This is a genomic window from Spongorhabdus nitratireducens, assembly GCA_947387575.1.
Taxonomy (GTDB): domain Bacteria; phylum Pseudomonadota; class Gammaproteobacteria; order Pseudomonadales; family Endozoicomonadaceae; genus CANDOC01.
In genome coordinates this window covers 1-25,525 of record CANDOC010000001.1, presented here as the reverse complement: position 1 = coordinate 25,525, position 25,525 = coordinate 1, and the positions used below count along the sequence as shown (strand labels likewise).

Sequence of the window (25,525 nt, the reverse complement as noted above, 5' to 3'; positions counted from 1 at the left end):
TGTAGTTAAACGCGCTCAATCACAGTCGCAATTCCCTGACCGAGACCAATACACATCGTTGCCAGGCCATGCTTGGCACCACGGCCTTCCATCACGTTCAGCAGGGTGCCGGTGATACGGGCACCGGAGCAGCCCAGCGGGTGGCCCAAGGCAATTGCGCCACCGTTGAGGTTAACCTTCTCTTCAACCTTGTCCAGCAGCTTGAGATCTTTCAGTACCGGCAGTGACTGTGCAGCAAAAGCTTCGTTCAGCTCAACCACATCGATATCATCCATGGTCAGACCCGCACGCTTCAGCGCTTTCTTGGTCGCAGGAACCGGACCGTAACCCATGATAGCGGCGTCGCAGCCGGCAACTGCCATGGACAGGATTTTCGCCCGCGGCTTGAGACCCATTTCCTGAGCTTTTTCGGCAGACATGACCAGCATCGCAGCGGCACCGTCAGACAGCGCAGAAGAAGAACCAGCAGTCACAGTACCACCTTTCGGATCAAATGCCGGACGCAGGCTGGAGAGGGATTCCAGATTGGCATCCTTACGAATCACCTCATCCACTTCGCACTTCACCTTGAAACCGTTGGCATCGTGACCTTCAACCGGCACGATTTCATTGTTCCAGCGACCTTCCACAGTGGCTTCCCAGGCTTTCTGGTGAGAACGCAGCGCAAACTCGTCCTGCTGCTTGCGGGTGATGCCGTGCATCTTGCCCAGCATTTCAGCGGTCAGACCCATCATGTTGGATGCCTTGGCGTAGTGCTTGGAAGCTTCCGGGTTCAGGTCAACACCGTGGGTCATTTCGACGTGGCCCATATGCTCTACACCACCGATCACAAACACATCACCGTTACCGGTCTGGATAGCCTGGGCCGCAGAGTGCAGTGCCTGCATGGAAGAACCGCACAGACGGTTAACAGTCTGGCCACCAACGGTGTTGGGCAGATCTGCCAGCATGGCAATATTACGGGCAATGTTCATGCCCTGCTCTTTGGTCTGGTTAACACAGCCCCAGATGACATCTTCGGTTTCCTTGACCTTCCAGCCAGGGTTACGGGTTTTCAGTGCTTCAACCAGAACAGCTGACAGCTTTTCTGCGCGTACATTGCGGAACTGACCATTTCTGGACTTGCCCATCGGCGTACGCACGGCATCAACGATTACAACATCTCTTGGGTTCAGGCTCATTATGCTTTCTCCTTGGCAACCTGACGCTGATACCATCAGGTTGCTCCTGAAACGGGAGCCGGCCTGCTTTCAAAAGCAAACCGACTGATCTTTTATCTGGCTGCGTGCGTTTAGTAGAAGGTCTTGCCTTCAGCAGCCATCTTGCGCAGGCCTTCGGTCGGCTGATACAGCGGGCCAAGGTCAGCATACTTGTCGCACAGATCAACAAACGCCTGCACACCCATTTCATCGATATAACGCAGACCACCACCACGGAATGGAGGGAAGCCGACACCGAAAATCAGACCCATATCAGCTTCAGCCGGGGTTGCCACGATGTTGTCTTCCATGCAGCGTACCAGTTCCAGGCACATCGGAATCATCATGCGGGCAATGATTTCTTCCTGGTCGAACTCTTTACGCTCGGCACAAACCGGCGCCAGCAGCTCGTAGCTGGACTCGTCTACAATCTTCTTCGGCTTGCCCTTCTTGTCGGTTTCATAGCGGTAGAAGCCAACACCGTTCTTCTGACCGAAACGCTTGTGCTCAACCATCACTTCCATACCGGACTTGAAGTCAGCCTGCATACGATCCGGGAAGCCTTCTGCCATGACCTTGTTGGCGTGTTCACCGGTGTCCATGCCGACAACGTCGAGCAGGTATGCCGGACCCATCGGCCAGCCAAAGCGCTCCATTACCTTGTCGACCTGCTGGAAGTCAGCACCATCGCGCAGCAGACCGGCAAAACCACCGAAGTACGGGAACAGTACCCGGTTAACCAGAAATCCGGGGCAGTCATTGACGACGATCGGAGACTTGCCCATGGCCTTGGCATAATTTACGACAGTGGCGATGGTTTTTTCGCTGGTCTTTTCACCGCGAATAACTTCCACCAGCGGCATCATGTGCACCGGGTTAAAGAAGTGCATGCCACAGAAATCTTCCGGACGATCCAGCGCTTCCGCCAGACGGGAGATAGAAATAGTAGAGGTGTTGGAAGCAATGACAGTGCCCTGCTTCACAGCTTTCTCGGCTTCAGCCAGTACTGCGTGCTTGACCTTGACGTTTTCAACCACGGCTTCAACGACAACGTCTACATTTTCAAATTCGGCATAAGTCAGTGCAGGCTCGATGCGATTCAGCACCTCACCCATTTTGGCCGGTTCCATTTTCTTTTTCGCAACACGCTTGGTCAGCAGTTTGCTGGCCTCACCCAGACCCAGGTCGATACCGGCCTGATTGATATCCTTCATAACAACCGGAGTGCCTTTGATGGCAGACTGGTAGGAGATACCACCGCCCATAATGCCGGCGCCCAGTACCGCTGCCTTGTTGATTTCAGCAGCGTCTTTCTCGTAAGCCTTGGCAGTTTTCTTCAGTGCCTGATCATTCAGGAACAAACCAACCAGGTTACGGGCAACCGGGCTCTTGGCCACTTTTACAAAACCTTTGGCTTCGATGGCCAGCGCATCATCACGCTTCTTGTTAGCATGCTTCTGCATCGCCTTGATAGCAGCAACCGGGGCCGGATAGTTAGGACCTGCCTTGCCACCGACAAAACCGATAGCAGAGGTAAATGCCATCATCTGTTCCATCTGGTTCAGCTTCAGCGGATCCAGTTTTTCCTGACGCTTGGCCTTGTAATCCAGCTCGCCGGAAGCCGCACGTTTGGCCAGATCAACCGCGCCTTCTAGCAGTTTTTCCGGAGTTACAACCGCATCAACAGCACCGACTTTGAGGGCTGCATCAGGACGCTGTTCGCCACCGGCACAGATCCACTCGGCCGCATTGTCCGGGCCAATCAGACGGGACAGACGCACAGTACCACCCCAACCCGGGTAGATACCCAACTTCACTTCCGGCAGACCGACTTTGGCTGCAGTCGACATTACACGGTAGTCACAGGACAGTGCCGTTTCAAAACCACCGCCCAGTGCCAGACCGTTAATGGCACAGACAGTCGGAACCGGCAGATCCTCAAGCGCATTAAATACGCTGTGTGCCTGCATGGTCTTTTCAAACAAAACTTCATCTTCAGCACTGAACAGGCCGAGGAATTCGGTGATATCGGCACCGACGATAAACACCGGCTTGCCACTGGTGACGACCAGACCCTTGACGTCCGCATTGCTCTCTACACGAGCACGGACGGCAGCTACGGCACTGTTCAGTTCATCAATGACATGGGTGCTGAGTTTGTTGACTGACTCGCCCTTGAGGTTGAATTCAAGCTGAGCAATACCGTCATCCAGTAACTGAACGGTAATGGCCTGGCCTTCATAGATCATCAGCATTTCTCCATTTTGAATGGACTGGCGTGGTGCGCAGTCAGGAGCCGGCTTCACCGGGCGGCTTGCCGATTCAGACAAAACCGACCGCGGCAGGGCAGCCCTGCGCGGCCGGCAATATTTGTCTGTCGTCTGCTCCGTTACCGCTTGCAGCAACATGCTGCCAGCGTCATAAATCTTTTATTGTTGTCGGCTGAAGGCCGGTTTGAACGGCAGCCCGCCACGACTCCCCCCCAGATGTCAGTGGCGGGCTGCATAAACCGAATTCATACAACCGTTTGAATTACGCAATGAAACGTACTGCTATCCGCACCAGTCTGTCAAGCATGAATACGCACAACAGCATCAAAAAGTAAGTAAAAACCGCCAAAGAACCATGCAATATCATCCCGTTTTTATACGACGAATACAGCCAATGTAAGACAACTTTGAATAATGCTCACCAAAAAAACCGTTTCTACTTCCCGGTGAATTTTTAGTGTCAGCTATGGCGTTAGTTTTGTGAAAATAATGATATTAATAAAAGATGGAATCACTTGCCTGCAAGACCCACAGCAACAGAATTATTAATCGTATGCCAGCCTCTTGAATGAATAAAAATATACTCTAATCTGATTTATATTCGAAAGCATAACGCCTGCACACAGTGACAGGTAAATCATATTTTCCCGGAATCATGCCAACCAGATTATAAGGGTCGAGTGACAGGTATGATTTCAAGAAGCTACCTGATAACGCTTGTTTTATTAATTATCACGCTACATCAGAATATATGTTGTGCAGGGAATCTTGAGTTTACTGCTCATGACAAACAGTACTTTATAAAAAATGCTGACGCGACCCAGCAAAAAATCATATCAGAATTATGTAACTTTGATATCTGCTGCGTGTGTTTAACAGCTTATGTTCAAACAACAAAACCGGAAGAATCCGTGCCACTGGATCCACCGGTATATATAACATGCGGAGGAGTACACTCAATATGCCGCAATTGCTACAAACGTATTAAAGCTATTGCCCAAAAAAATGGAACTCCTTATATATGCCCCATATGCCGACAACCCAGCTCAGACAGTAAGCACGTTAAATACAAGGATTTTGATACTTTGCTGAGTAGCGTACGTTTGCTCAAAGAAGTTTCTATTTTCTGTTCAAGCTGCAGCAGCCAGGTAACATTCCGTGAGATAAGTGCTAATTGGCATCGATGCCCTAAAAAGGTAGAGACGAGAAAGCCCCGCTCTCAGAGATCGCAATACCATTACTTAATTAAAAATATCGGCAATTATTCCGCGGGAGGAATGGCTTTTGAAGGCTTGAAGCAGGGAAAGTTCGATTCTCCCGTGATCTCATGCGACAGTGGTGAAATTATTCCACCCGGCGAATATGACAGCCTTCCTGCAGGAGAGTATTTCTGTGGCCTTGCCACATTCACAGTCCACCCGCCGGGTGCAACACCCAAACCTGACCCACAGGCATTTTCTGAAAGTATGAAGTTATTTCGGCAAACGCAAACTTTTGCTTCAGTGAAGGAACGGCATAGTGCTCGTCGTCAACATATCCTGTATACAAAGCTTCTGACAGACAATCTCCCGTGCAGTCTACAGATGTTCAAATTGGTAGAACAGTTGCACCCACTCTACACAAACTCGGTGAGGTATCTAGGCCGGAAAGGAAAAGAAGAAATTGAAGTTCTGATTCGAGAATTGACCACTGAGGCTGATCAGCAGCTCGCGATTGAAGCCATCTCATTACGCACGGCCTTACTTGATGCAGCAGCCGGAAACTATGGTCATAGCGGCTATCCCGCGATGCTCTTTGAGACTGTGGCAAGTCCACCGAACTCAACCAGAAGTTTCCATATAAGCATTTTTCCACGCTTTGAACGTCTGAGTGAAGGTCTGTGGGATCTTGACCAGCACACACATGCAGGAAGATTCTGGCAATTCATTTCGGAACTAATGGAAATTGTGGCGCACTTTCATACCCGGGGATATGGCTTTGACGGTCTTACATCGCATGATATTGCTGTCAACAGCCATAGCGATCCTGTCATCCTGAGCCAACGATTCCGGTGTGCGGATAGTAATGCCCCTGCATCTCAAACCTATCTGGAAGTCTCTGATTTGTGGCAAGGATTACACCTTTTGAGCCTGGGAAAAATTCGAGGAATCTTCAGAGACTCGAAGGGATGGATGAATATTCTGCAAATGGATTATGAAGGCGCTCTGCTTGCTGTATTTCATACATCAAAATATGAATTGCAGGAATATCTGTCTGAGAACGAGCTCTCGAGACTCTGCAAAGAACATATGAAAAATCTGGAGGATGCATCAACATCTGCAGAAGCCATTTTAGAAACATATCGCCTACTGTTTTGTACCGAAGACCGGACGGTGGTAGAGACTTTACTGAATATTGCACGCACTCCACATCCTTCATATCTGCTGGCCTCTATTGCTACCCCCATAGCAAAGGCCAGAGCAGACTGTTACATGCCTGATGAAAGCCATTTGCTACCAGAGGTTTTAGTTCCAGGGATAAGGGGTAAGGAACGGTTCTGCAGGCCTGTTTCATGCCAAAAAAGATCATCACACTTTATCGAGCAGCATCAGGTACTGGAAAATATTAACGTTGACTGTTCGTTCTCTGTTGACTGCGAGCACCCTGGTTGCAAAAGCAAGGTTATCTTCGCACGGGGGTATTTCAAACCTGATAAAGTTTCACCACTGTACCGGTTGGTAAAAAAAGGGCATGAGTCTGAGTACACATGGGTTTCAGATAATATCGATGTTTGCCTGCCCTGTATCAACAACCACATTATCCCGTGCCGTTGCAAAGCTGTTATGACCCGGCAATCAACAGCCGATCAGCATACTAAATGCCCTGTCTGTTCTGGTGCTCTGAATAAACACAAATATTACTTCAAATGCGGTAAATGCACTTTCAGTGTCTGCCACTCATGCCGACAGCTGGTTCTGGAAAGAATGCCTTCTCATGACGTTGAAGGGTGCAACAAATTGAACCCTCAACTGGTTACACGTAAAAATTATTATGACTGCAACAGTTGTGGCTATTTATTTCCTGTTGGCTCTTTCCGTTTCTGCTGTAACACATGCTATGACCGCCGTCGCCATTGCAGTCCATCAAGCCCGAATTCAATCGGCTTCGACTTGTGTCATAGCTGTGTATTGAAAAAGAGACCCGGGCTTTGGAAATAACCGGAACAATTAAAGCCCGAGCTATGACAGGAGTTTTCAGATACTCGCTAATCAAGCTGCTGCTAATTGCAAACGAGGTACCGGCCGCGCATTAATGGGCAAATGCAGGATCGCAGCAATCAAGGCCAGAACAACCGTCGCCCACCAGATAGGCTCATAGGAACCGTAGTAATCATAAATCCGGCCTCCTGCCCAGGCACCCAGGAAGCTACCAATCTGATGAGTCAGAAAAACCAGACCGTATAACGTCGACAGATACCGGGCTCCAAAAATCTGCCGTACCAGACCAGATGTCAGCGGCACAGTACCCAACCAGCAGAAACCAATTGCTCCACCAAACAATGCCGCGGTTGAAGACGTCACCGGCAGAGTAACGAAGGCCAAAATGACAAGACTCCGGGCAATATACAGGCTGGTCATTACATAACGTTTATCAAACCGGTCACCCATTACGCCCCAGAAGTAGGAACCGAAAATATTGAAAATACCGACATATGCCAGGGCCAGTGCGGCCACAGAAGCCTCGAGCCCCTTATCTGCCAGATAGCTGGGCAAATGGGTGGCAATAAACATCACATGGAAACCACAGACAAAGAAGCCCATATGGATAAACCAGTAACCTTTATGCTGAAAGGCTTCCCTCAAAGCTTCCCTCAGTGTCTGCTCTGATGCTCCGGCACTATTTGTGACTTCACTGGAGCTGGGCTTGTTCACTTTCATAAATGAAGCAAAACCCACCATTACTGCGCAAGCCATAGCAAACACTTGTAACGCGGTCTGCCAGTCAAATGCTGATAGCAGTGCCTGTGCTCCCGGTATCACTGCAAACATGCCAAACGAGCCGGCAGCCGTCGTCAGTCCAAACGCCTTGGCGGTATGCTCCGGCGGTACCACTTTTGCCACGGCTCCCAGCACAATCACATAACTGGTAGCACTTAATCCCAGACCGACTAAGGCTCCCAGCGTCAGGTACATCCATTCCGGCTGAGCGGCAATAGATGTCAGGTAAAGACCTGCGGCATAAGCCAGTGCTCCCAGGCTGATAATCCACCGAGCCCCCCAGCGGTCAGCCGCCATACCGACAAACGGCTGAAACACACCAAACAGCAAATTCTGCAAGGCAATGGCCAGACTGAAAAACTCCCGACCAGTGTTAAAGGTTTCTGAAACCGGCATCATAAAAATGCCGAATGACTGGCGAATACCGAGGCTGAAAATCAGGGTAGCAATACCCATCCACACCAGCAGTGGAAAACGAAAAATACTCACGATCAATGATGTCCTGCATGAGGGGAGGCAGACGAAACAGATTCCTGCTGATGACAGCCGGCTTTAACGGCTTGTCGGGCAAACACCTGCTGTAACGCGGGAGAGTTGTGGAGCACTACCAGCACAACAGCCAACAGCAACCCCATGCGCAGCAGCTGAGCGCGCAGTGATTGGGAGTTCATGATGAGGGAATCCAGAGGGAGAAAATGTGAAATAAGAGCTTATGATTTGCTTATAAATGATTCAAATGAATAAAAATCAGAAAGCACATGCACAAAGCGCATATATTCAATAACAGAATGAAAGGGAGTCAGTATCAGGCCAACCCCATATCCCTTATTCGCTGATTAATTAAACGACTGCACTCTTCTTTCAATAATCGCCGCAACCATAACTGTGCCGCAGAGTGATCGCAGCGCGGATGCCAGATCAACCAGTAATCAAAGGGTTTGAATTCAAACGGCAGGGATTTGATAACCAGGTCATGCTTGTCAGCAACCAGATAGGCCAGATCAGCCGGTACAGTTATGATCAGTGGCATGGTATCAACGATCGCTAAAGCAGCCTGCAAATGATAGGCACGCAGAACCATTTTCCGCTGCGGCTCTGTTCCACGCAAGGCTTCATCTATCAGTGCTTTGACGCCATCACTGATGGCAATCAGGGCATGAGGGTAATTCAGATAATCCTTCAGGGTCAGTTCCTGCTGTGCCAGCGGATGTTTTTTTGAAAGCAGACAAAAAACACTGACTGGTCCAAGCCGACTGGAGTGCAAGGGTTCTACACTTCCTTCTGGCCGATTAATCGCCATATCACATCCTGCCGAAAGCTGGTCCAGTAACTGCTCATGCTGAACTGGAGGAAATTCAAGCTGAATACCCGGCGCTTCCTGGTAAATCCGCGGCAGGGCAAACGGGAGAATGGTTTGCATGGCATAGTCAGTGGTAGCAATCACAAATCGCTTGTCGCAGGTACGCGGATCAAAATCATCCTGCTTGAGCAAATGACCTAACTGGTCCAAAGGCTGATCAAGTTGCTCACTGACCTCCAGCGCCCGCTCAGTAGGGATCAGTTGCTGTCCCTGACGAATAAGCAGCGGGTCATTCAGCAGCTCTCTTAAACGACCCAGTACCCGACTCATGGCAGACTGGCTCAGGTGCAGCCGATGCGCGGCTCTCGAGACACTCCCCTCTTCCAGCAGCACTTTAAGTGCCACCAGCAGATTGAGATCACGGCGGTAAACTTCTTCCAGTTCCATCGTAGGCAGGTAAACCAAGCTAACAGTGAAGAGGTCAAAAAAATGATGTCAGGCTTGCCCGATAAGCTGTTTCAGAACAGCTGCGACCTGGGCTGCATCAGTAACCGTTCCTTTTTCATCCCAGCACGCACTGACCCGTCCGAGCTTTACATCCACCTGAATGACACCAGCCGGAAGCAATTCAAGCTGCTTCGGGATTTCAGATGCAGTGACGGCGGCAGTATTTTTTATAACCCAGCCATTGCCTTCACGGCAGTACCTGACAGACCCCAGTCCGTGCTTTTTTAGCAGCACGTAATCAAACCAGCGGCCGTCCTGTTCGATATCAGTATTTTCGTGCACTTTCAGCCCTGATTCATAAGCCTTTTGCCTTAATTTCATGACCTTACGCTCCCCCTTGGACGGGATCAAAGCCATTAAATTGCTGAGCAGAAGCGCAATAACCAGAAAAACTGCAATCCAGATCATACAATCTATCCGCAAATGTTTTAGTATTTACCCCTAGGGACACCCCCTGAGGATTGATCACCCGACCAGAACCATACCGGAAGTTGATCAGAAATCCGAACGATACAACGACCCGAGCGAACCCAAGCGACGCTAAAGGAGACCTGACATGAGCCTCTACAAGCATATTCTGGTTGCCGTTGACCTGTCTGACGAAGCGGATGAAGTGCTGGCCAAGGCAAAGGATATTGCAGAAGCCAACAGTGCCCGGCTGACGCTTGTCCACGTTGTTGAACCCCTGAGTGTTGCCTATGGCAGCGATATACCTCTCGACCTGACCACCCTTCAGGATGAAATCACTCTTCAGGCCCGGGAGCGTATTGACCGGCTGGCAGACAAGATTCACCTGGAAAAAGGTGAGCAGCATGTGGTTTATGGCCGTCCGGAACGGGAAGTTCACCGGATTGCCGAAGAGTCCGATATCGACCTGATTGTTGTAGGCAGCCATGGTCGCCATGGTCTTGCCCTGATTCTTGGCTCTACTTCCACCAGTATCCTCCATGGCTCTTGCTGTGATGTGCTGGCGGTAAGAGTTGGCAAGAATAACAATCATCACTGAGTTGGTTGACCAATAAAAAAAACCGGGCCTGAATCTGGCCCGGTTTTTTTTATGCGCTGAAAGTCACTTCAGAAGAACAGCGCATTTACACCTTTGAGTTACGCTGAATTTCATCTTCCGTCGTTCTCGCCAGATCATGACTGATTTGCGTATCACGCGCCACTTCCTGAACAGATACAACAAGTTGCTGAGCAGCATCTGTGGCCGGAAGTTTACCGACTGATTCCAGATAGGCTTCGGCAGGTGTCGGATTGCCCGATTGTAGTGCCAGAACAGCTTCTTCCAGCTCTTTCTTTTTCTCCTCATCCTCCGGAGATTCTGCCAGCAGCAACTTCAGCATTTCCAGATGACTCAGCCCCTGAGTGGCAATACGAACACCTTCGGTCTGGTTCGATGAATCTGATTGCGCCACAGCAACCGCAAACTGGACAGCCTGACCATCGGCACTGGCCTGCTGATGCACTAGGTGATCCTGTGGGGTACCACCGGCTGATACCGGAGGCGTAGATAATACTGGTTTGCCAATTCTGAAGCCATCAACCTCACCCTCAAGATCGTTGCGGACTCTTTCAAATGTGAGGTGTGCGGCGTAGCTCAGCTCCGCCTGCTCCGCTATATCCTCATTTTCCATTTCTTCTTTCAATCGATCCAGCCGGTAATTATGATCCGTTGGACCCACACCTGAAACAGACATAACTATTGCTCCTTCCCTGAATCAATATCCGCTGTCAGAAAACGCATCACTCTCGATACCTGCCGGGCAAACTCCTTTCGACCCTGAGACAGTTTGACAGCTTTTTTATAAACATCCCGCGCCTTGTCATCCTGCTTGAGGCAGACATAGCAGTCTCCCAGAAAGTACAGTGGACCCGGATCATCCGGTTTCACCCGGTGTGCATAGGCATAGGTTTCAATCGCCTGTCCGAACAACCCCAGCATCTGCTGACAGGCTGCCAGACCGACGAAGTAGCGCGGATTCCAGTGGTCGTGAAAACAGAGATATTGAAAGGCTTTGGCGGCCTCTTCATAGCGCTCGTTACTGAAGTGCCCGTGAGCCATGACAAAGGTGGCATCCATGGCTTCATCACTGATCTGCTGGAAGTCCTTGAAGGTTCCACCCTGCACCAGGTGGTTATCCAGCATACTCTGTAAATCCTGCTCGTTATCGGAAGACTGTTGGCCGGTCATCCATTCCGTCCCTGTTGCTGACTTAAAGGTATATCCTTGTTCTATATACTTAATCATAGCCAGCCTGAGACTATTCACCTGAGACTATTCGATATGGAAAACCCGCTGATCGAAGTAACCTGTAACAAATTTGATGTCGAACTCTGCATTGCCTATGCAACGGCAGATAACTTTACCAGAGCCCCGGTGTACCTCAAACCAGCCTGTTTTCTGCACCGGGACGCTATTCCAAAACTGGAAACAGCCATTGATCTGGCTGGCCGGCTCGGGTACCGGCTCAAGATCTGGGATGCTTTCAGGCCACTGGAAGCCCAGGCAAAGTTGTTTGAGCACACGCCAAACCCGATGTATGTATCCCCCCCGGAAAATGGCCCCCGGTCCCATTGCCGCGGAGCCGCCATTGACCTGACCCTTATTGACCAACAGGGCAACGAGCTGGATATGGGGGCTGAGTTCGATGAGTTCCACGAGCGCTCACACCACGCTTATAGGGATATCAGCCGCGAAGCCCAACACAACCGGTTATTGCTGGCTGGCATTATGCATATAGCCGGATTTGAGCAGTACCGGTACGAATGGTGGCACTATCAGCTGCCAAACTGCGCTGATTACCCGGTTTTGAAAGATGTTGATCTGAAAACCGGACTGATGGTCGGCTGACAGTTCACCCTGTTGCCTGCACAGCCTGCCAACCGTTACACTCTGAATTTTACCGGAGTGTTTCACTATCAGCGCCCTTCAAACCTGCTGGATTGACAGCAATGATGCACTGAAGTCGGCCTGTGAAAGCTGTCAGCAGGCTTCAGCTGTGGCCGTCGACACGGAATTCATGCGTCGTGACACCTTCTATCCCATTGCCGGACTGGTACAGCTGTATGCCGGTGATATCGTCTATCTGATCGACCCGCTCGCCATTGATGAATGGCAGCCACTGGCCGACCTGCTCCAGAACCCGGACTGTCTTAAAGTCCTCCATGCTTGCAATGAGGACCTTGAAGTCTTCAGCCGTTTGACCGGCACTGCAGTAAACAGCCTGTTTGATACCCAGCTGGCCGCATCATTACTGGGGCTGGGACATTGTGTCGGCTACCAGAAGCTGCTGGAATCCCAGCTCGAGATTGAACTCGATAAAAGCGAAACCCGTTCTGACTGGCTCCAGCGCCCGTTAACCTCCAGTCAGCTTGGCTATGCTGCACTGGATGTCCACTATCTGCTGCCCCTGTACGAAAAGCTGCGCCAACAACTTGAACAGCAAAACCGGCTGGAGTGGCTGCTGGAAGAAGGCCGTCGACTGGCAGCCAACAGCACCGCCGAAACCAATCCGGAAGAAGCCTGGCGCCAGGTCAAACTGGCATGGAAACTGCGCCCGCAGCAACTGGCAATATTAAAAGTGCTGTGTAACTGGCGGGAGAAAGAGGCTCGCCGACTGGATGTTCCCCGTAACCAGCTGATTCCTGCCGGAGCCCTGTGGGAACTGGCCCGTTATCAGCCGAAGAATATTCAGAGTCTGTCACGGGCACAGAAGATGACCCCGACACTGGTGCGTCGTCATGGCAAACATATTCTGATGCTGATCGAACAGGGCAAGAACCTGCCCCGCTCTGAATGGCCTGCTGCCCTGCCCTTGCCATTACCGAAAAATGCCAAGCCCTGGGCCGAAGCCGCCAGCCGTTGTCTGGAAAAGCGCGCGGAAGAACTCAATGTTTCGCGGGAAATCCTGATCAGCCGTGCTGACCTAAAAGCCCTGCTGCAAACCGCTTTCGATTCCAATGACTACCCCCTGTTGCCAAGCCTGAGCGGCTGGCGCCGGCGTGAAGTCTATGAACCCCTGGTCAAAACCCTGACTGCAACGAGACCCGATTTTTCATGAAAAAGCTGTTGGTATCTGTTTTCAAAAGCAGCAAAAAAGAAGAAACCTACCTGTTTGTACAGCGCGGCAAAGACCTGAATGATATTCCGGAAAACCTGCGTGCGGTTTTCGGCACCCCGATTCAGGTGATGGATATGCTGCTGACACCGGAAAAAAAGCTGGCTCAGGCTGACGGTGCCAAGGTGTTGGAAGCCATTGAAACCCACGGGTTTCAATTGCAGTTGCCTCCACCGAAAGAGCGAGAGTTACCGGAATTACCTGAGGAAATGTTGCGGTTTAACGATCCAACTTGATCAGAGAAAAACAGGGCATAGCATTCATTGCTTTTGCCCTGTTATAAACCAGCGTTTTACATAGCCATTTTAGGGCTACCAAGCCCTACTGAAGCTCCTTCACTGCTACCGACTGCAATAAGCTTTTCACTTCTAAGTTGTCGAAACAGCCGTTCAAGCATTTTATTGATACCGGATTTCCTGTCTTCCAGTTGGTCACTAAATAGTGAGACCGAGCTGTTGATCGTTTCTTCCAACTCAATTGTTTTTATAACTTCATCACCGTTGAGTATATGAACTTTCAGGCAATGTACTTCACTGACAGGTGCAGGCACCATCATCAGGGTTGAAATAGAAAACGCTGTGGTGACCACATCCTGAACTTCAGTACGTTGCTTCCAGATATATTTGACCTTAATCGTCACCGGATAACGCATAAAACTGGTTTCAATGGTCTGGAACAGGCCTGAATTCTCAAAACCGGAGTAAATATGCTCAACAGTCTTTGACTCCAAAGCATTGATATAACGACCGGCATTAACATCCAGATTGATGGGTACAAACTGTTCGTTAGCAGGAATATTATAGGTATTGAGAGTTACTTTCTGGTCTGCACAGCCAGCTATGAGCAGAAATGGCAACAGAACCAGATAAACAGAAACATTGATTTTCTTGCTTATTGGCTTCATTAAATCCCTTCATTTTCATCGTGGATAATGACGCTCCATCATTCACAATTAACCGCAAGTTTCTAAATAAGTCCTCATGCAAGAAAGAAAGTTCAATTACTTGGCTTGATATTATTAATTTTTAGAAGCTCACCAAAATCCTAAATCGCTATGAGTTATCATATTAAATGCTAACATTTCTACGCAGTAGGAGGGTGCCTCTTTATTATTGGCTGATCCGCTGAAACCACATCAACAATATGATTTAAACAGTGGAATGCATAATGCTTGAATGGCCCCGGATGCTCAGAAGAGGCAAAGCTCGCCTTACTTATAAAATCCAGATAATGAGACTTGCTATAAATGCCAAATATTTTCCCTTCATAGACTTCATAATCATCAGGAAAAGAAAGAGATTCATCTCTTACAGAGTAACCAATATAACTATCAAAATAGACTTCGTAGACACTGTCACTACCTATAGTTTCAATCGCACCTGAAGACACCTTAACTCCAATACCGGCAAGCTTGGCAATTTTATTATCAGAAACACCAGCCCCCTCAATAACAAGACGAAGACAATTATCTTCAGGCTCACTTATATGTCCCAAATAAGCATATTTATAGCTATTAATTTGCTCAAAAAAATTCATCATGATTTGAATTAAGCACCACTTAAAAGGCTGACACAAAATCTTGAGCAAAAAGTTCAGGCACAGGTTTAGCTTTTCCCACCGGTGTTCCCAGATAAACGAACCCCAACAGCTTTTCACTCTCTTTCAGCCCCAACCCTTCCGCCACAACTAAACTGTAACCAATAGAACCCGTACGCCACATCGCCCCGATTTTCATGGCATGTGCCGCCGTCAGCAATCCATGCACCGCAGCTCCCGTCGACAACACCTGTTCAATTTCAGGCACTTTGGGATGTTCGGTAACCGAACAGACAATAGCCACCAGCATGGGTGCTCTTAATGGCAGGCCTTTAAAGCGATCGATTGCATCAGGAGAAAGATCCGGCTGCTCAGTCAGTGCCGCTTTGGCATAGAGCTCGCCCAGCGCTTCGCGCCGGTCTTCACGAATCACGATAAAGCGCCATGGCCGCAGCATCATATGATCCGGTGCTCTCAGGGCAGCGGCAAACAGGGTTTCAAGCTGATCATCCGTGGGGGCCGGTGCTTGCAGTCGGGCGACCGAAACACGCTGAGTTAACGCAGTGATTGCATCCATGGTTGTAACGGACTTGGTCATCATTGCTCCCCCACGAATAAAGTGCACTGGCAGCAACACACCGCCAGTGCTTTGGTGTACTGTCAGAACAGCATATTACTGTCGAACCAGACGGGCAAACGCCGGCAGTTCGGTTTCACTGCTGCGTACCGGATTGATATCCAGCCCACCACGACGAACATAACGGGCTTCAACCATCAGCTTTTCCGGCTCGCAGATCTGCATCAGGTCAACATACATCCGCTCGACACACTGCTCGTGGAATTCCTGATTCTGACGGAAAGAGCAGATGTATTTCAGTACACCTTCACGATCCAGCTGCTTGCCGGTGTAACTGATAACAACTGTACCCCAGTCCGGCTGGCCGGTTACCGGGCAGTTGGACTTCAGCAGGTGGCTGTACAGGGTTTCGGTAACGACTTCTGCATTATCCGCATGCTTCAGGAAACTGTTGTTGAGGGTATAGCAGTCAACTTCCACATCCAGGTTATCAACGCAGAAACCATCAACCTCGGCGATACCTTCTTTTGCCGCCGTTGTCAGATCAAGCAGCTCGACGCTGACCGGGGCACCGGCGGCTGCAGAAAGATCTTTCTCCATCACCTGCTGTACTACAGCAGTATTCTCATAACGGCTCTGGTTAAAAGAGTTCAGATACAGTTTGAAAGATTTGGATTCAATCAGATTCGGTGCAGAAGCCGGCAGGGTGAAGCGGCCGATCATCATTACCGGCTTGCCTTTCAGATCCAGCCAGGACAGTTCCCAGGCATTCCAGATATCACGTCCGTGAAACGGCAGTTCACCGGTGATGCCCAGTTCATCACGCTTGTCCTTGCGTGGCAGGGGAAACAGCAGGCTGGGATCATATTCAAAAATATAATCGGTGTGTTTACCCAGCGGAGAGTGTTCCGGCGTTACATGTGCCATATCGTTGTTACTGCTATTCATATCAATTATTGGGGGAGAAAGCTGAAGCCCGGTCAGGCTTCAGCCGGTTCAGAAATCACCAGAGGGTGTCTGAAGGGTTAGTGTCGCAGACCCTTGCCTTTGTTCAACAGATACAGGCAAACGGCATACAGGACGGCAGAAACCAGCGCCATTACCAGAAAGGCATCGCTGATATCAACCATGCCGGCACGTCCCAGCATGCCGTAACGGAAGGCATTCACCTGATACAGAATCGGGTTCCACATGGAGATATCACGCCAAACCTCCGGCAGCGCCTTCAGCGAGTAGAAAACGCCGCCCAGATAGGTCAACGGAGTCAGTACAAAGGTCGGAATAATCGACACATCATCAAACTTGCGGGCATACAGCGCATTGATAAAACCGCCCAGCGAAAATATCAGCGCGGTCAGGAAAACGGCCGTAAAAGTAATCAGATAATCATGGATGGTAAAGCTGACAAAAAACAGCGACAGCATGGTTACGATTACCGCGGTGAACATACCACGGACAACCCCCCCCATCACAAATCCCAGCAGAATGATGCTGTGCGGCACCGGTGCCACCATAATCTCTTCCACACTGCGCTGGAATTTGTTACTGAAGAATGATGACGCCACATTACTGTAGCTGTTGGTGATAACCGACATCATAATCAGTCCGGGCACCACAAACTTCATATATTCGAAGCCACCCATTTTGCCAACCCGAGAGCCAATCACACTGCCGAAAATCACAAAATACAGGGTCATGGTAATCGCCGGCGGCAACAGTGTCTGCGGCCAGATCCGCATAAAGCGGCGGACTTCCTTGACGAAAATTGTTTCAAACGCGATCCAGTTCGCGCGCAGTTCGGATACCTGATTCATCTCACGCTTACCGGGTCATGGAAACAAAAAGCTCTTCAAGGCGGTTAGCCTTGTTGCGCATGCTGACAACTTCAATACCGGATTTACCCAGCTCGGTAAACAATCGGTTGAGACCTTGGGTCTTGTCCACTTCCACCTCAAATGAGAAGTCATCACGCGGTTCAATCAGGTAACCTTCAACATTGAATTCTTTTTGCTGAAGACCGCCCAGAGTATCCAGAATAAACCGCTCTTTCTGCAGTTTGCCCAGCAGTTTTTTCATACTGGTATTCTCGACAATCTGGCCCTGATCGATGATGGCAATGTTGTTGCACATCTGCTCGGCTTCTTCCAGATAGTGAGTGGTCAGGATAATGGTGGTGCCGTTGCGGTTCACCTCTTCCATAAAGTCCCACAACGAGCGACGCAGCTCGATATCAACACCGGCAGTTGGCTCGTCGAGGATCAGCAGTTTCGGCTCATGAATCAACGCCCGGGCAATCATCAGCCGGCGTTTCATACCTCCGGACAGCATCCGTGAAGATTCGTGTCGCTTATCCCACAGCCCCAGAGCCTTGAGATAATGTTCGCAGCGCTTGCGGGCCACTGTCGAACGCATGCCGTAATAGCCGGCCTGGGTAATGATAATGTCCTGCACTTTTTCAAACTGGTTAAAGTTGAATTCCTGCGGAACAATACCCAAGTGTCGTTTGGCCAGGGTCAGATTGCGGTCAATATCATGACCGAAAATGGATACCTTGCCCGAAGACTTGTTTACCAGCGATGAAATAATACCGATCGTTGTTGATTTTCCGGCCCCATTAGGGCCCAGCAGGGCGAAAAAGTCCCCCTGCGCAACCTCAAGATCGATACCCTTCAGAGCCACATGCCCGTTGTCGTACGTCTTGTGAAGGTTGCGTATTTCCAGTGCTTTGGTCATACCACAACGTTAAGTTATGTAAAAAGAAAGGAGATCAATTCTAACTGAAGCCGTAAAAAAACTCAGCATTGTACTCAGGTTCTTTACATACCGGCTGCCACAAGTGCTCGAGTGAAGTGATATAATAAATGGTTTGCAACTAAACCTGATTACAGGATCACATCACAATATGAGCCAAACCTCCTGCCGCGCCTATAGCATCCAACAGCTTCGTCAACTGGCCCGTACCCTGCCGCCGGCACTGGAAGTGATTATTGATGAAGACACCGTCAAGGTGATCTCGGACCGGCTGGACAATATCATTGTCGGGCTTGAGCATGGCGGTGAAGATGCCCTGCAGGACGGCCAGCTGTTTATCTGCCAGATAATCGGCAATTATCCCCAGCTGACCCCGATGATTACCCGCGACCTGCTCTGGTTCTTTGGTGGTGACTGCCTGCACTTTATGCCGGATGAGGAACTGGACAAGTTCCAGCAACTGGATGAACAGCAAGCCGAAGCTGTCAGCAAGGGTGAACACTTCGACTGGTCTGAAGCACGTACTGTGCTAAATAAGGCTGACTGATTACTTCCCGCCTTTATCAATAGCCGGTCAGGTGTTGCACAGCAAATCATCCAGAGCAACACCCAGCCGGCTGAATTCAAACTTGAATCCTGCCCTTTGCAGCTTGTCAGGTAATACTGTCTGCCCTTCCAGCAATAGTGACGATGCCTCTCCCAACAATAACTTGAGCGCCAGTTCCGGCATCGGTAATCGTGCTTTTCGATTCAGGGTATGGGCCAGAGCGCGAGTGAAATCCGCATTGGCAACAGGTTCGGGAGCCGTCATGTTATAGGCGCCACTGCATGACGGGTTTTCAAGTAAATAATTGATGCCTCGGACCATATCGGCAATATGAATCCACGACATCATCTGCCGGCCATGCCCCATTCGGCCTCCCAGGCCCAGCTGAAATGGCAGCATCATTTTGGCCAGAGCACCGTAGGAAGGATGCAGTACAATACCGGTTCTCAGCAGACATAAACGAATGCCCAGAGCATCCACCTTTTTGGCTGCATTTTCCCAATCAACACAAAGTGTGGCGGAAAAGTCATGCCCTGCCGAAGCAAATTCATCAAGCTGGTCTTCTGCCGGATGTGCGCCGTAATAACCAATGGCCGAGCCACTGATTAAAACTTCTGGCTGAGTGTGGTGCTGCTTCAACCATTCTACCAGTGATTCGGTCAGGCCAATCCGGCTATCTCGGATGACTTTGCGCCGCGAATCGGTCCAGCGCCGGTCAACAATGCCTTCACCCGCCAGATTCACGACAGCATCAAATGAAACATCATCTCCCAGCTGTTTAAAACTCGAGACGACCCTGACCTCGCTACCCAATTCCTTTTTCACAGCGGCAGGCTGGCGGCGACTTAAAACGGTGATGTCATCACCCTTTTCCAGGCGGTCAGCAACCAGAAAATGACCTATAAAACCGGTGCCACCTGTTATCAGAATATTCATTGATCACAAACCCATCCCTGAAAAAGAGAAAATATCAACCTCTAAACCTTATCTTACAACTTGAAACCATCAGACATAATCACTGTGAACTGATTCAACATTTAACGGTCATAAACCTGCGTACCAAAGCAAAAAATAGGCCTCCCCAAGCTGAAACACCTGGAGTTATCTTTTCACTGCAATATCAACGGACTATACCTGCAATGACCGCAAGTAAGCCCAATAATAATCAGAGCAAAAGCCTTCCATCTTTCCTGCTTGCAGGTCTCGTCGCGCTGCTTTTATCGATAGTACTCTGCTGCGGCTCGTTAAAAGCTCAGCCTTTGGATCATACTGACTCTGATGATACATGGGTGCAAGAGCTATACAGGCTGATTTCGGAGCATATGGCCAGCTACCATATATCCAGGATCGACAGGCAGTGGGTTAGTCATTTCATTTCAGAAAAAACCATAAAACTGAAACCCGGGCGGGTGGCCGTTCTTAAAAGTTTGCTTTTCGAATTCATGAGCGGTGCCAACATGCTTGCCGAACCTATGCCTGCCCAGGCATTGCAGACCGAGACTTCAGAGCGTAAAACCTTCCCTGCGCCCCTGCCAGTATCAACCGTTTGGGCCACCCTGCGTGAAATGAATCAACCATTCTGGTTTTATTACAGCCTCTATCCTCGCCAGATGCTGGTATTGATGAATATGCACTACGCCGGCTATTCAGACTTCCACCAGAACGCTACTGATTTCTATAAAACGCTGCAGGAGGTTTTTGCAAAGCATTATCACTTCAGTCATTTAACAAACGGAGAGTATTTTGACCCTGCAATCTTCCTCTCAAATTTTAAGAAGTGCTTCCTCGAATTAAAGCCACAGGAACACTGGAGTGTCTATGCACCGAGAAATCCCGCAAAATCAATAGAGCTTCATGGTTATGCAGCCAAACAGATAACCGCTCACCGCGAGCGGCCTGATGGCGGTGTATCTCTTACATTTCATCGCCAATACTCCCCTGAAGAATTCATTCAGGAAAATCCTGTGCATTTCTTTCTGCTTGTTTCGGGAGGGCAACCTTTTATTGCAAGCAGTGCCTTGGGTATATTTGCACCACCTCCCCCTTCAGACAGTGAGCAGCATCTGGACGAGGGCGTACTGACCATGAGAATCATCAACGACTACATATCTAAATTAAACAGCGCCTGGCAGTGCAACTTTGTACTTGTGAGGGTGCGAAATCATACAACCAGACGATGAGCCAGCCGGGCTGCGAGCCGTGCTGTATGATGATCAATATCAAACTTCGGGTTCAGTTCTGCGATATCAATCAACCGGACTTTTCCGGATTCACGGATCTTGTCTAGCAACACCTCAGCAACACTTAACTCCACCCCACGTGCAGCTGGCGCACTGACTCCGGGAGCTACCGAGGCGGGAAACGCATCAAGATCGATACTGAGATGCAGTTCATCAATATCATCAAGAAATGTCTGCACTACAGCCATTGCCTTATCTAGCTGCCAGGGCGCCAGCTCATCATCCCGCAGCCATTTCACTCCCAGCTTATTCGCATCGTTAAAAAGCGCCTGAGTGTTTGCTGTTTCAGCAATACCCAGACACAGATAGCGAAACTCTTGCCCATCATCGGTACAGCGACGGGCAGCCTGTCGAAAGGGTGTTCCGGAGGTGGGTACAGGATCCGGGCGCAGATCAAAATGGGCGTCAAAGTTAATAATACCCAGACGTTTATTTTCAGAACGAGTATCAGCCAGAGCCATAAAACTGCCGGCCGCGATTTCATGGCCACCACCCAACACGACCGGCAAGTGCCCTGATCCTAAAAAAGCCGATAGTTTTTCTGCCTGCAGCTGCTGCATTGCTTCGAGATCAGTCTGGTCACAAGTAATATCCCCGCCATCATACAGTCTTGTCATATTGTGTTTGCAGGGCAGCGAAGACAGCGCTTTCCTCAAAATTTCAGGCCCCAGACAGGCACCTGTCCGGCCTTTGTTGCGGCTGACACCTTCATCCGAGTTAACCCCCAAAAGCACAATACCCGGCTGACTGGTATCTTCCAGTGGCTGTATATGTTGATGCCAGCGCAGCGCTTCTGCACCCGGATCAATACGGCCCTGCCAACGTGTCATATCAGGAGCTGTGTACATAAAAAAATAAACCCACGATCTCGGCTGTAAGTTACAGATTCGATCGCGGGTCGCTATCAGTCAAGCCTTGCTCTGAAACAGACAGCAAAAGCCTGACGTGGTGTTTATTTCATCCAGAAGGGTTTGGCGTACTCTTTATTGGCATCGTATCGGCTCAGACCAATATCTTTCAGCATATGATCAGACAATGCCGCCACCTGTTTGCGACCTGCCGAGCGCTGATGCCAGAGTTTTAGATTACGGATAACCAGTGTCAGAATGCCTTTTTTCTGCTGCTGACCCGATTGTTGATCGCTCTCCTTCATTTTATTTACCCTCCTGTCAGTGGAGAGTACAGCGTAATCATGGCACCCTGTTCATTACAGATTCAGATCCAATAATAAATAAACAGTACAGGGGACACAGTTTTGCATCTGTCATGGTTTCGACAGCGCAAACTGTCATGTTTATGGGACGACCCAAACTATACGAAGCCGCTGCAGAGGAGTTGCGGCAACAGATTCAGCGCGGACGCTACCTGCCTGGCCAGAAACTGCCTTCAGTGCGTGAGCTGTCCCGCCAGATGTCTCGCAGCATTGCTACTATCCAGCAAATGTATCAGACCCTGGAACGACAGGGCTGGGTCGTTGCCAAACCGCGATCCGGTTATTTTGTTGTCGACCAGCTGCCGGGACAGATAGAAGAAGTCCCTCGCCTGCCCCGTCCCCGATTACAACCCGAAAGTGTCTCCGAATGGCGGATGGCACTGAATTCAACCAGCCATAATCCGGGGGATATTCCACATCTGTTTGGCCGGGCCACACCGGATCCGAATATTACATCACTGAACCCGCTGAAAAAGTATCTGGCAGATATGACCCGGGCAGCCAACGCCAGCACACTTGGCTATGGTGCGCTGCAGGGAGTGTCCGGACTTAGAGGTCAGATTGCCCGACGCATGGTCAGTGCCGGCTGTCGTATATCAGCAGATGATGTATTGGTGACTACCGGTTGCCAGGAAGCGATTACCTGCGCCTTACAGGCTGTCACCCGTCCCGGTGATATTATTGCCATTGATTCACCCACCTATTACGCCATTATCCAGGCGCTGGAAGCGATGAATCTCAAGGCTCTGGAAATCCCCAGTGACCCGGTTACCGGAATGTGTCTCGGCGCGCTGGAACTGGCTCTGGATCAGTGGCCGGTTAAAGCCTGTGTGGTAACACCCAATTTTGGCAATCCACTGGGCGGCTTTATGCCCAAGAAAAATAAACGACGGTTAATTCAGCTGGCCCGCGAGCATGATATATGTGTCATAGAAGACGATATCTATTCCGAGCTGGATTACCGCCCGGGCAGGCCTGAGGCCATTAAAGCCTACGATACTGATGAGCGGGTTATCCTGGTATCTTCCTTTTCCAAGGTACTGGCACCCGGGCTTTCCGTTGGCTGGATCCTTCCCGGTCGATGGTTCAGGCAGGTAGAGCAGCAAAAATACATTACCAGCCTGACGACTCCGGTACTGCCGCAGCTGGCTCTGGCCCGATTTCTGGAAGAGGGTCATTACGACCAGCACCTGCGTCGGGTAAAGCCCATGTACCAGCAGCGTCGGGATATTGTTCGCAATCTGATTCTGCGCTTTTTTCCTGAAGGTACCCGGGTTACCTGCCCAAAAGGTGGTTTGCTGCTGTGGATCGAGTTACCAGAAAACAGTGATGCACTAGTGTTATCCCGTGCAGCACTGGATAGCGGTATCAGTATTGCCCCCGGGCCGATGTTTACAGTAGGCGGTAAATACCGGAATTATTTCCGGCTTTGTTATGGCACGATCAGTAGTGAAAGTGATTATGCAGCCATAAATCGTTTGGGTAAGCTGGCACACAAGACCATACGGCCTGTGCCCAGAAAAGAAACAGGCAGGCTCGAACAGGAACATGCCTGAAACTGGTTTTTATTCGGCACCTTCCATCAAATGGGGTGCAGAACCATCCTCCTGCTCCAACTCACTGGCGGAGGGTTTGCTCATTTTTGTGAGCCAGGGAGCAATAACAAAAGTCAGTGCCGCCACGCCCAGTGTTGCTAAACCAAGGTTCTGGAAAAAGCTGCTGTAGATTGGAAGGGTTTCAATTGCAGTGGCATTTTCAATGGTGTCTACCGAAGTCCATGCGGCCACATAACCGGCAATAACCGAGCCTGCCGACAAGGTCAAAAACCAGGCGCCCATAATAAAGCCATGCATTCTGTCAGGTACCAGCTGGGCCACCATCGCCAGCCCCAGCGCGCTGATCAGCAACTCTCCAAGCGCCTGAAACAGATAACTGAAGACTAACCAGCCAGAACCGACAATGCCCTCTGCAGACGCCAGCATAGCCCCCAGCGGCAACACCAGAAAACTCAGCGCTGTCAGCAACATCCCGAGGGCAAACTTGGCCGGCATTTCCAGCTTTCTGCGACCGACACTGCCCATATTACTGAAATAAGCCAGCACCGGGCTGGCCACCATAATCCAGAACGGATTTAACGATTGAAAAGATATCGGGTTGATTTCAAAACCCAGAATATTGGGCTCGACATTGTATATGGCAAAAAAATTGAGCGAGGTCGGCATCTGCATATACAGTACCCAGAACACCACTCCTTCCGCCATCAGTACCAGCGCCACAATCATTCGGCGCCGAACCACACCATGGGAAGCCACGATTTCCTTGCCAAAAACCAGAAATACGCCAATACCCAACAGGGCAAGCAATGTATTGGCAATGGTCAGGTTATCCAGAATCCAGGCACCGAAGCCACAGGACATAATAATTCCGACCAATAGCAAAAAGGTCAGCTTGAATGGCACCGGTTTAAAGTCTGGTTCTGAACCGTAATCAGCGACCCAGTGTCTTACAAAAGCGTAATTCACCAGTCCGACTATCAAACCGACAGCACTGCAAAGGAAGCCAATACTCCAGCCATACCACTCTGCGATATAGGGTACGCCGGCCATCGACAGAAATGAGCCAATATTGATCGACATGTAATACATGATAAAGGCTCCATCCAGACGGCTGTCGCCTTTCTCATAACACTTGGCCAACAGACAGGATGGGTTTGCCTTAAACAATCCATTGCCAACAGCAACCGCACTGAGCGCCAGGAAAACAATATTTTTATTATGATCGGATACACCCATCAAGATGTAACCTATCGTCATCACAACAGCACCCAGTACAATGGTGCGCTTGGTACCAATCAGCTTGTCGCCAATGTAACCACCAATTGCCATCAGCCCGAATACCATGGCACTGAAGGCGCCAAAAGTGACAAAGGACTCGGCCTCGGTCATCCCCATTTCCTGAACCATATACACTGCCAGCAGTGCCTGCAGTCCATAAAACCCGAAACGTTCCCACAGTTCGATAAAAAAGATTAAGTAAAACGGCTTTGGCTGATGCAGAACATTCAAGGACCTGGACATAATGACTCCGGGGTTATTCTGGATGCGTCATTAGTCTAGAAGGAGAAAATTAATATGATAATTTTTAGGAAGACAGTTTTTATTAGTGCAAAAAATAAAAAAGCCGACCTGAATTACAGATCGGCTTTCTATTTTGGAGCGGGAAACGAGACTCGAACTCGCGACCCCAACCTTGGCAAGGTTGTGCTCTACCAACTGAGCTATTCCCGC

The 25,525-nt window shown here is 49.8% G+C and carries 26 protein-coding genes and 1 tRNA gene; 8 read left to right on the top strand and 19 right to left on the bottom strand.

The annotated features are described in order from the left end of the window. Positions 1-5: 5 nt before the first annotated feature. Entirely contained in the window at positions 6-1,181 is a 1,176-nt protein-coding gene (gene fadA / locus ACYZZ0_RS00135) for an acetyl-CoA C-acyltransferase FadA (RefSeq protein WP_461534534.1), read from the bottom strand. Between the two features lie 110 nt (positions 1,182-1,291). Then, entirely contained in the window at positions 1,292-3,448 is a 2,157-nt protein-coding gene (fadB, locus tag ACYZZ0_RS00130) for a fatty acid oxidation complex subunit alpha FadB (protein ID WP_461535419.1), read from the bottom strand. A gap of 710 nt (positions 3,449-4,158) precedes the next feature. Here fadB and ACYZZ0_RS00125 point away from each other — a divergent pair. Then, complete coding sequence (locus ACYZZ0_RS00125; RefSeq protein ID WP_461534533.1) at positions 4,159-6,666, top strand: RING finger protein; 2,508 nt, start codon at positions 4,159-4,161, stop codon at positions 6,664-6,666. 51 nt (positions 6,667-6,717) lie between these two features. Here the strand turns inward: ACYZZ0_RS00125 and ACYZZ0_RS00120 are convergent, their stop codons facing one another. The 4 genes from ACYZZ0_RS00120 to ACYZZ0_RS00105 all read right to left on the bottom strand — a co-directional run bounded on the left by ACYZZ0_RS00120 (position 6,718) and on the right by ACYZZ0_RS00105 (position 9,661). Continuing rightward, entirely contained in the window at positions 6,718-7,935 is a 1,218-nt protein-coding gene (locus ACYZZ0_RS00120) for an MFS transporter (protein WP_461534532.1), read from the bottom strand. Positions 7,936-7,937: 2 nt separating this feature from the next. Next, the gene (locus ACYZZ0_RS00115; protein WP_461534531.1) at positions 7,938-8,117 is read right to left on the bottom strand and encodes a hypothetical protein; all 180 of its coding nucleotides are present in this window, start codon (positions 8,115-8,117) and stop codon (positions 7,938-7,940) included. 134 nt (positions 8,118-8,251) lie between these two features. Next, on the bottom strand, positions 8,252-9,193 hold the full coding sequence (locus tag ACYZZ0_RS00110; protein WP_461534530.1) for a LysR family transcriptional regulator: 942 nt from the start codon (positions 9,191-9,193) through the stop codon (positions 8,252-8,254). Between the two features lie 48 nt (positions 9,194-9,241). Continuing rightward, positions 9,242-9,661: a hypothetical protein gene (locus ACYZZ0_RS00105; RefSeq protein WP_461534529.1), complete on the bottom strand. Its 420-nt coding sequence runs from the start codon at positions 9,659-9,661 to the stop codon at positions 9,242-9,244. A gap of 148 nt (positions 9,662-9,809) precedes the next feature. Between ACYZZ0_RS00105 and ACYZZ0_RS00100 the strand changes: the two genes are divergently transcribed. Then, on the top strand, positions 9,810-10,259 hold the full coding sequence (locus ACYZZ0_RS00100) for a universal stress protein (protein WP_461534528.1): 450 nt from the start codon (positions 9,810-9,812) through the stop codon (positions 10,257-10,259). A gap of 85 nt (positions 10,260-10,344) precedes the next feature. Here the strand turns inward: ACYZZ0_RS00100 and ACYZZ0_RS00095 are convergent, their stop codons facing one another. After that, positions 10,345-10,953: a hypothetical protein gene (locus ACYZZ0_RS00095; protein WP_461534527.1), complete on the bottom strand. Its 609-nt coding sequence runs from the start codon at positions 10,951-10,953 to the stop codon at positions 10,345-10,347. 2 nt (positions 10,954-10,955) lie between these two features. Then, complete coding sequence (locus tag ACYZZ0_RS00090; protein ID WP_461534526.1) at positions 10,956-11,447, bottom strand: SycD/LcrH family type III secretion system chaperone; 492 nt, start codon at positions 11,445-11,447, stop codon at positions 10,956-10,958. Between the two features lie 93 nt (positions 11,448-11,540). On the opposite strand from ACYZZ0_RS00090, the gene ddpX reads away from it, so the two are divergent. The 3 genes from ddpX to ACYZZ0_RS00075 are packed head-to-tail and all read left to right on the top strand — an operon-like array spanning position 11,541 to position 13,610. Beyond that, complete coding sequence (gene ddpX, locus ACYZZ0_RS00085) at positions 11,541-12,107, top strand: D-alanyl-D-alanine dipeptidase (protein WP_461534525.1); 567 nt, start codon at positions 11,541-11,543, stop codon at positions 12,105-12,107. Between the two features lie 46 nt (positions 12,108-12,153). Next, entirely contained in the window at positions 12,154-13,317 is a 1,164-nt protein-coding gene (gene rnd, locus ACYZZ0_RS00080) for a ribonuclease D (protein ID WP_461535418.1), read from the top strand. After that, positions 13,314-13,610 carry a YcgL domain-containing protein gene (locus ACYZZ0_RS00075; RefSeq protein ID WP_461534524.1) on the top strand — a complete coding sequence of 99 codons (297 nt, stop codon included), beginning with the start codon at positions 13,314-13,316 and terminating at the stop codon, positions 13,608-13,610. The genes rnd and ACYZZ0_RS00075 overlap by 4 nt, the downstream gene beginning before the upstream one ends. A gap of 56 nt (positions 13,611-13,666) precedes the next feature. Here the strand turns inward: ACYZZ0_RS00075 and ACYZZ0_RS00070 are convergent, their stop codons facing one another. From ACYZZ0_RS00070 to ACYZZ0_RS00045, 6 genes are all read right to left on the bottom strand, one after another. Next, the gene (locus ACYZZ0_RS00070) at positions 13,667-14,278 is read right to left on the bottom strand and encodes a hypothetical protein (RefSeq protein WP_461534523.1); all 612 of its coding nucleotides are present in this window, start codon (positions 14,276-14,278) and stop codon (positions 13,667-13,669) included. 179 nt (positions 14,279-14,457) lie between these two features. Next, entirely contained in the window at positions 14,458-14,913 is a 456-nt protein-coding gene (locus tag ACYZZ0_RS00065; RefSeq protein WP_461534522.1) for a hypothetical protein, read from the bottom strand. Between the two features lie 19 nt (positions 14,914-14,932). After that, a complete protein-coding gene (locus ACYZZ0_RS00060) occupies positions 14,933-15,511 on the bottom strand; it encodes a nitroreductase family protein (RefSeq protein ID WP_461534521.1) in 579 nt (192 codons plus the stop codon). 72 nt (positions 15,512-15,583) lie between these two features. After that, positions 15,584-16,435, bottom strand: coding sequence for an NADPH-dependent 7-cyano-7-deazaguanine reductase QueF (queF, locus tag ACYZZ0_RS00055; RefSeq protein ID WP_461534520.1), 852 nt, complete (start codon positions 16,433-16,435; stop codon positions 15,584-15,586). Between the two features lie 77 nt (positions 16,436-16,512). Further along, positions 16,513-17,301 carry an ABC transporter permease gene (locus ACYZZ0_RS00050; RefSeq protein ID WP_461534519.1) on the bottom strand — a complete coding sequence of 263 codons (789 nt, stop codon included), beginning with the start codon at positions 17,299-17,301 and terminating at the stop codon, positions 16,513-16,515. Between the two features lie 7 nt (positions 17,302-17,308). Then, positions 17,309-18,220 carry an ABC transporter ATP-binding protein gene (locus ACYZZ0_RS00045; protein WP_461534518.1) on the bottom strand — a complete coding sequence of 304 codons (912 nt, stop codon included), beginning with the start codon at positions 18,218-18,220 and terminating at the stop codon, positions 17,309-17,311. Positions 18,221-18,389: 169 nt separating this feature from the next. On the opposite strand from ACYZZ0_RS00045, the gene ACYZZ0_RS00040 reads away from it, so the two are divergent. Then, positions 18,390-18,785 (top strand): PA2817 family protein, encoded by a 396-nt coding sequence (locus ACYZZ0_RS00040; RefSeq protein ID WP_461534517.1) that lies wholly within the window; start codon positions 18,390-18,392, stop codon positions 18,783-18,785. Positions 18,786-18,812: 27 nt separating this feature from the next. Here ACYZZ0_RS00040 and ACYZZ0_RS00035 read toward each other — a convergent pair whose 3' ends face one another. Further along, a complete protein-coding gene (locus ACYZZ0_RS00035) occupies positions 18,813-19,721 on the bottom strand; it encodes a TIGR01777 family oxidoreductase (RefSeq protein WP_461534516.1) in 909 nt (302 codons plus the stop codon). Here ACYZZ0_RS00035 and ACYZZ0_RS00030 point away from each other — a divergent pair. After that, entirely contained in the window at positions 19,721-20,965 is a 1,245-nt protein-coding gene (locus ACYZZ0_RS00030) for a hypothetical protein (RefSeq protein ID WP_461534515.1), read from the top strand. The genes ACYZZ0_RS00035 and ACYZZ0_RS00030 overlap by 1 nt on opposite strands. Here ACYZZ0_RS00030 and hutG read toward each other — a convergent pair. Continuing rightward, positions 20,947-21,855 carry a formimidoylglutamase gene (gene hutG, locus ACYZZ0_RS00025; protein WP_461534514.1) on the bottom strand — a complete coding sequence of 303 codons (909 nt, stop codon included), beginning with the start codon at positions 21,853-21,855 and terminating at the stop codon, positions 20,947-20,949. The two genes, ACYZZ0_RS00030 and hutG, sit on opposite strands and share 19 nt — an antisense overlap. Positions 21,856-21,977: 122 nt before the next feature. Then, positions 21,978-22,178, bottom strand: coding sequence for a DUF1127 domain-containing protein (locus tag ACYZZ0_RS00020; protein ID WP_461534513.1), 201 nt, complete (start codon positions 22,176-22,178; stop codon positions 21,978-21,980). Between the two features lie 143 nt (positions 22,179-22,321). Between ACYZZ0_RS00020 and ACYZZ0_RS00015 the strand changes: the two genes are divergently transcribed. Further along, on the top strand, positions 22,322-23,794 hold the full coding sequence (locus tag ACYZZ0_RS00015) for an aminotransferase-like domain-containing protein (protein WP_461534512.1): 1,473 nt from the start codon (positions 22,322-22,324) through the stop codon (positions 23,792-23,794). Positions 23,795-23,803: 9 nt separating this feature from the next. On the opposite strand, the gene ACYZZ0_RS00010 is transcribed toward ACYZZ0_RS00015, so the two are convergent. Further along, entirely contained in the window at positions 23,804-25,315 is a 1,512-nt protein-coding gene (locus ACYZZ0_RS00010) for an oligopeptide:H+ symporter (RefSeq protein WP_461534511.1), read from the bottom strand. 134 nt (positions 25,316-25,449) lie between these two features. Next, positions 25,450-25,525 (bottom strand) — tRNA-Gly (locus ACYZZ0_RS00005).

Bases quoted from the DNA above. Each gene is read 5' to 3' on its own strand.
- fadA (WP_461534534.1), bottom strand. From the start codon at position 1,181: ATGAGCCTGAACCCAAGAGATGTTGTAATCGTTGATGCCGTGCGTACG.
- fadB (WP_461535419.1), bottom strand. From the start codon at position 3,448: ATGATCTATGAAGGCCAGGCCATTACCGTTCAGTTACTGGATGACGGT.
- ACYZZ0_RS00125 (WP_461534533.1), top strand. From the start codon at position 4,159: ATGATTTCAAGAAGCTACCTGATAACGCTTGTTTTATTAATTATCACG.
- ACYZZ0_RS00115 (WP_461534531.1), bottom strand. From the start codon at position 8,117: ATGAACTCCCAATCACTGCGCGCTCAGCTGCTGCGCATGGGGTTGCTG.
- ACYZZ0_RS00110 (WP_461534530.1), bottom strand. From the start codon at position 9,193: ATGGAACTGGAAGAAGTTTACCGCCGTGATCTCAATCTGCTGGTGGCA.
- ACYZZ0_RS00105 (WP_461534529.1), bottom strand. From the start codon at position 9,661: ATGATCTGGATTGCAGTTTTTCTGGTTATTGCGCTTCTGCTCAGCAAT.
- ACYZZ0_RS00100 (WP_461534528.1), top strand. From the start codon at position 9,810: ATGAGCCTCTACAAGCATATTCTGGTTGCCGTTGACCTGTCTGACGAA.
- ACYZZ0_RS00095 (WP_461534527.1), bottom strand. From the start codon at position 10,953: ATGTCTGTTTCAGGTGTGGGTCCAACGGATCATAATTACCGGCTGGAT.
- ACYZZ0_RS00090 (WP_461534526.1), bottom strand. From the start codon at position 11,447: ATGACCGGCCAACAGTCTTCCGATAACGAGCAGGATTTACAGAGTATG.
- ddpX (WP_461534525.1), top strand. From the start codon at position 11,541: ATGGAAAACCCGCTGATCGAAGTAACCTGTAACAAATTTGATGTCGAA.
- ACYZZ0_RS00075 (WP_461534524.1), top strand. From the start codon at position 13,314: ATGAAAAAGCTGTTGGTATCTGTTTTCAAAAGCAGCAAAAAAGAAGAA.
- ACYZZ0_RS00070 (WP_461534523.1), bottom strand. From the start codon at position 14,278: ATGAAGCCAATAAGCAAGAAAATCAATGTTTCTGTTTATCTGGTTCTG.
- ACYZZ0_RS00065 (WP_461534522.1), bottom strand. From the start codon at position 14,913: ATGATGAATTTTTTTGAGCAAATTAATAGCTATAAATATGCTTATTTG.
- ACYZZ0_RS00060 (WP_461534521.1), bottom strand. From the start codon at position 15,511: ATGATGACCAAGTCCGTTACAACCATGGATGCAATCACTGCGTTAACT.
- queF (WP_461534520.1), bottom strand. From the start codon at position 16,435: ATGAATAGCAGTAACAACGATATGGCACATGTAACGCCGGAACACTCT.
- ACYZZ0_RS00050 (WP_461534519.1), bottom strand. From the start codon at position 17,301: ATGAATCAGGTATCCGAACTGCGCGCGAACTGGATCGCGTTTGAAACA.
- ACYZZ0_RS00045 (WP_461534518.1), bottom strand. From the start codon at position 18,220: ATGACCAAAGCACTGGAAATACGCAACCTTCACAAGACGTACGACAAC.
- ACYZZ0_RS00040 (WP_461534517.1), top strand. From the start codon at position 18,390: ATGAGCCAAACCTCCTGCCGCGCCTATAGCATCCAACAGCTTCGTCAA.
- ACYZZ0_RS00035 (WP_461534516.1), bottom strand. From the start codon at position 19,721: ATGAATATTCTGATAACAGGTGGCACCGGTTTTATAGGTCATTTTCTG.
- hutG (WP_461534514.1), bottom strand. From the start codon at position 21,855: ATGACACGTTGGCAGGGCCGTATTGATCCGGGTGCAGAAGCGCTGCGC.
- ACYZZ0_RS00020 (WP_461534513.1), bottom strand. From the start codon at position 22,178: ATGAAGGAGAGCGATCAACAATCGGGTCAGCAGCAGAAAAAAGGCATT.
- ACYZZ0_RS00015 (WP_461534512.1), top strand. From the start codon at position 22,322: ATGGGACGACCCAAACTATACGAAGCCGCTGCAGAGGAGTTGCGGCAA.
- ACYZZ0_RS00010 (WP_461534511.1), bottom strand. From the start codon at position 25,315: ATGTCCAGGTCCTTGAATGTTCTGCATCAGCCAAAGCCGTTTTACTTA.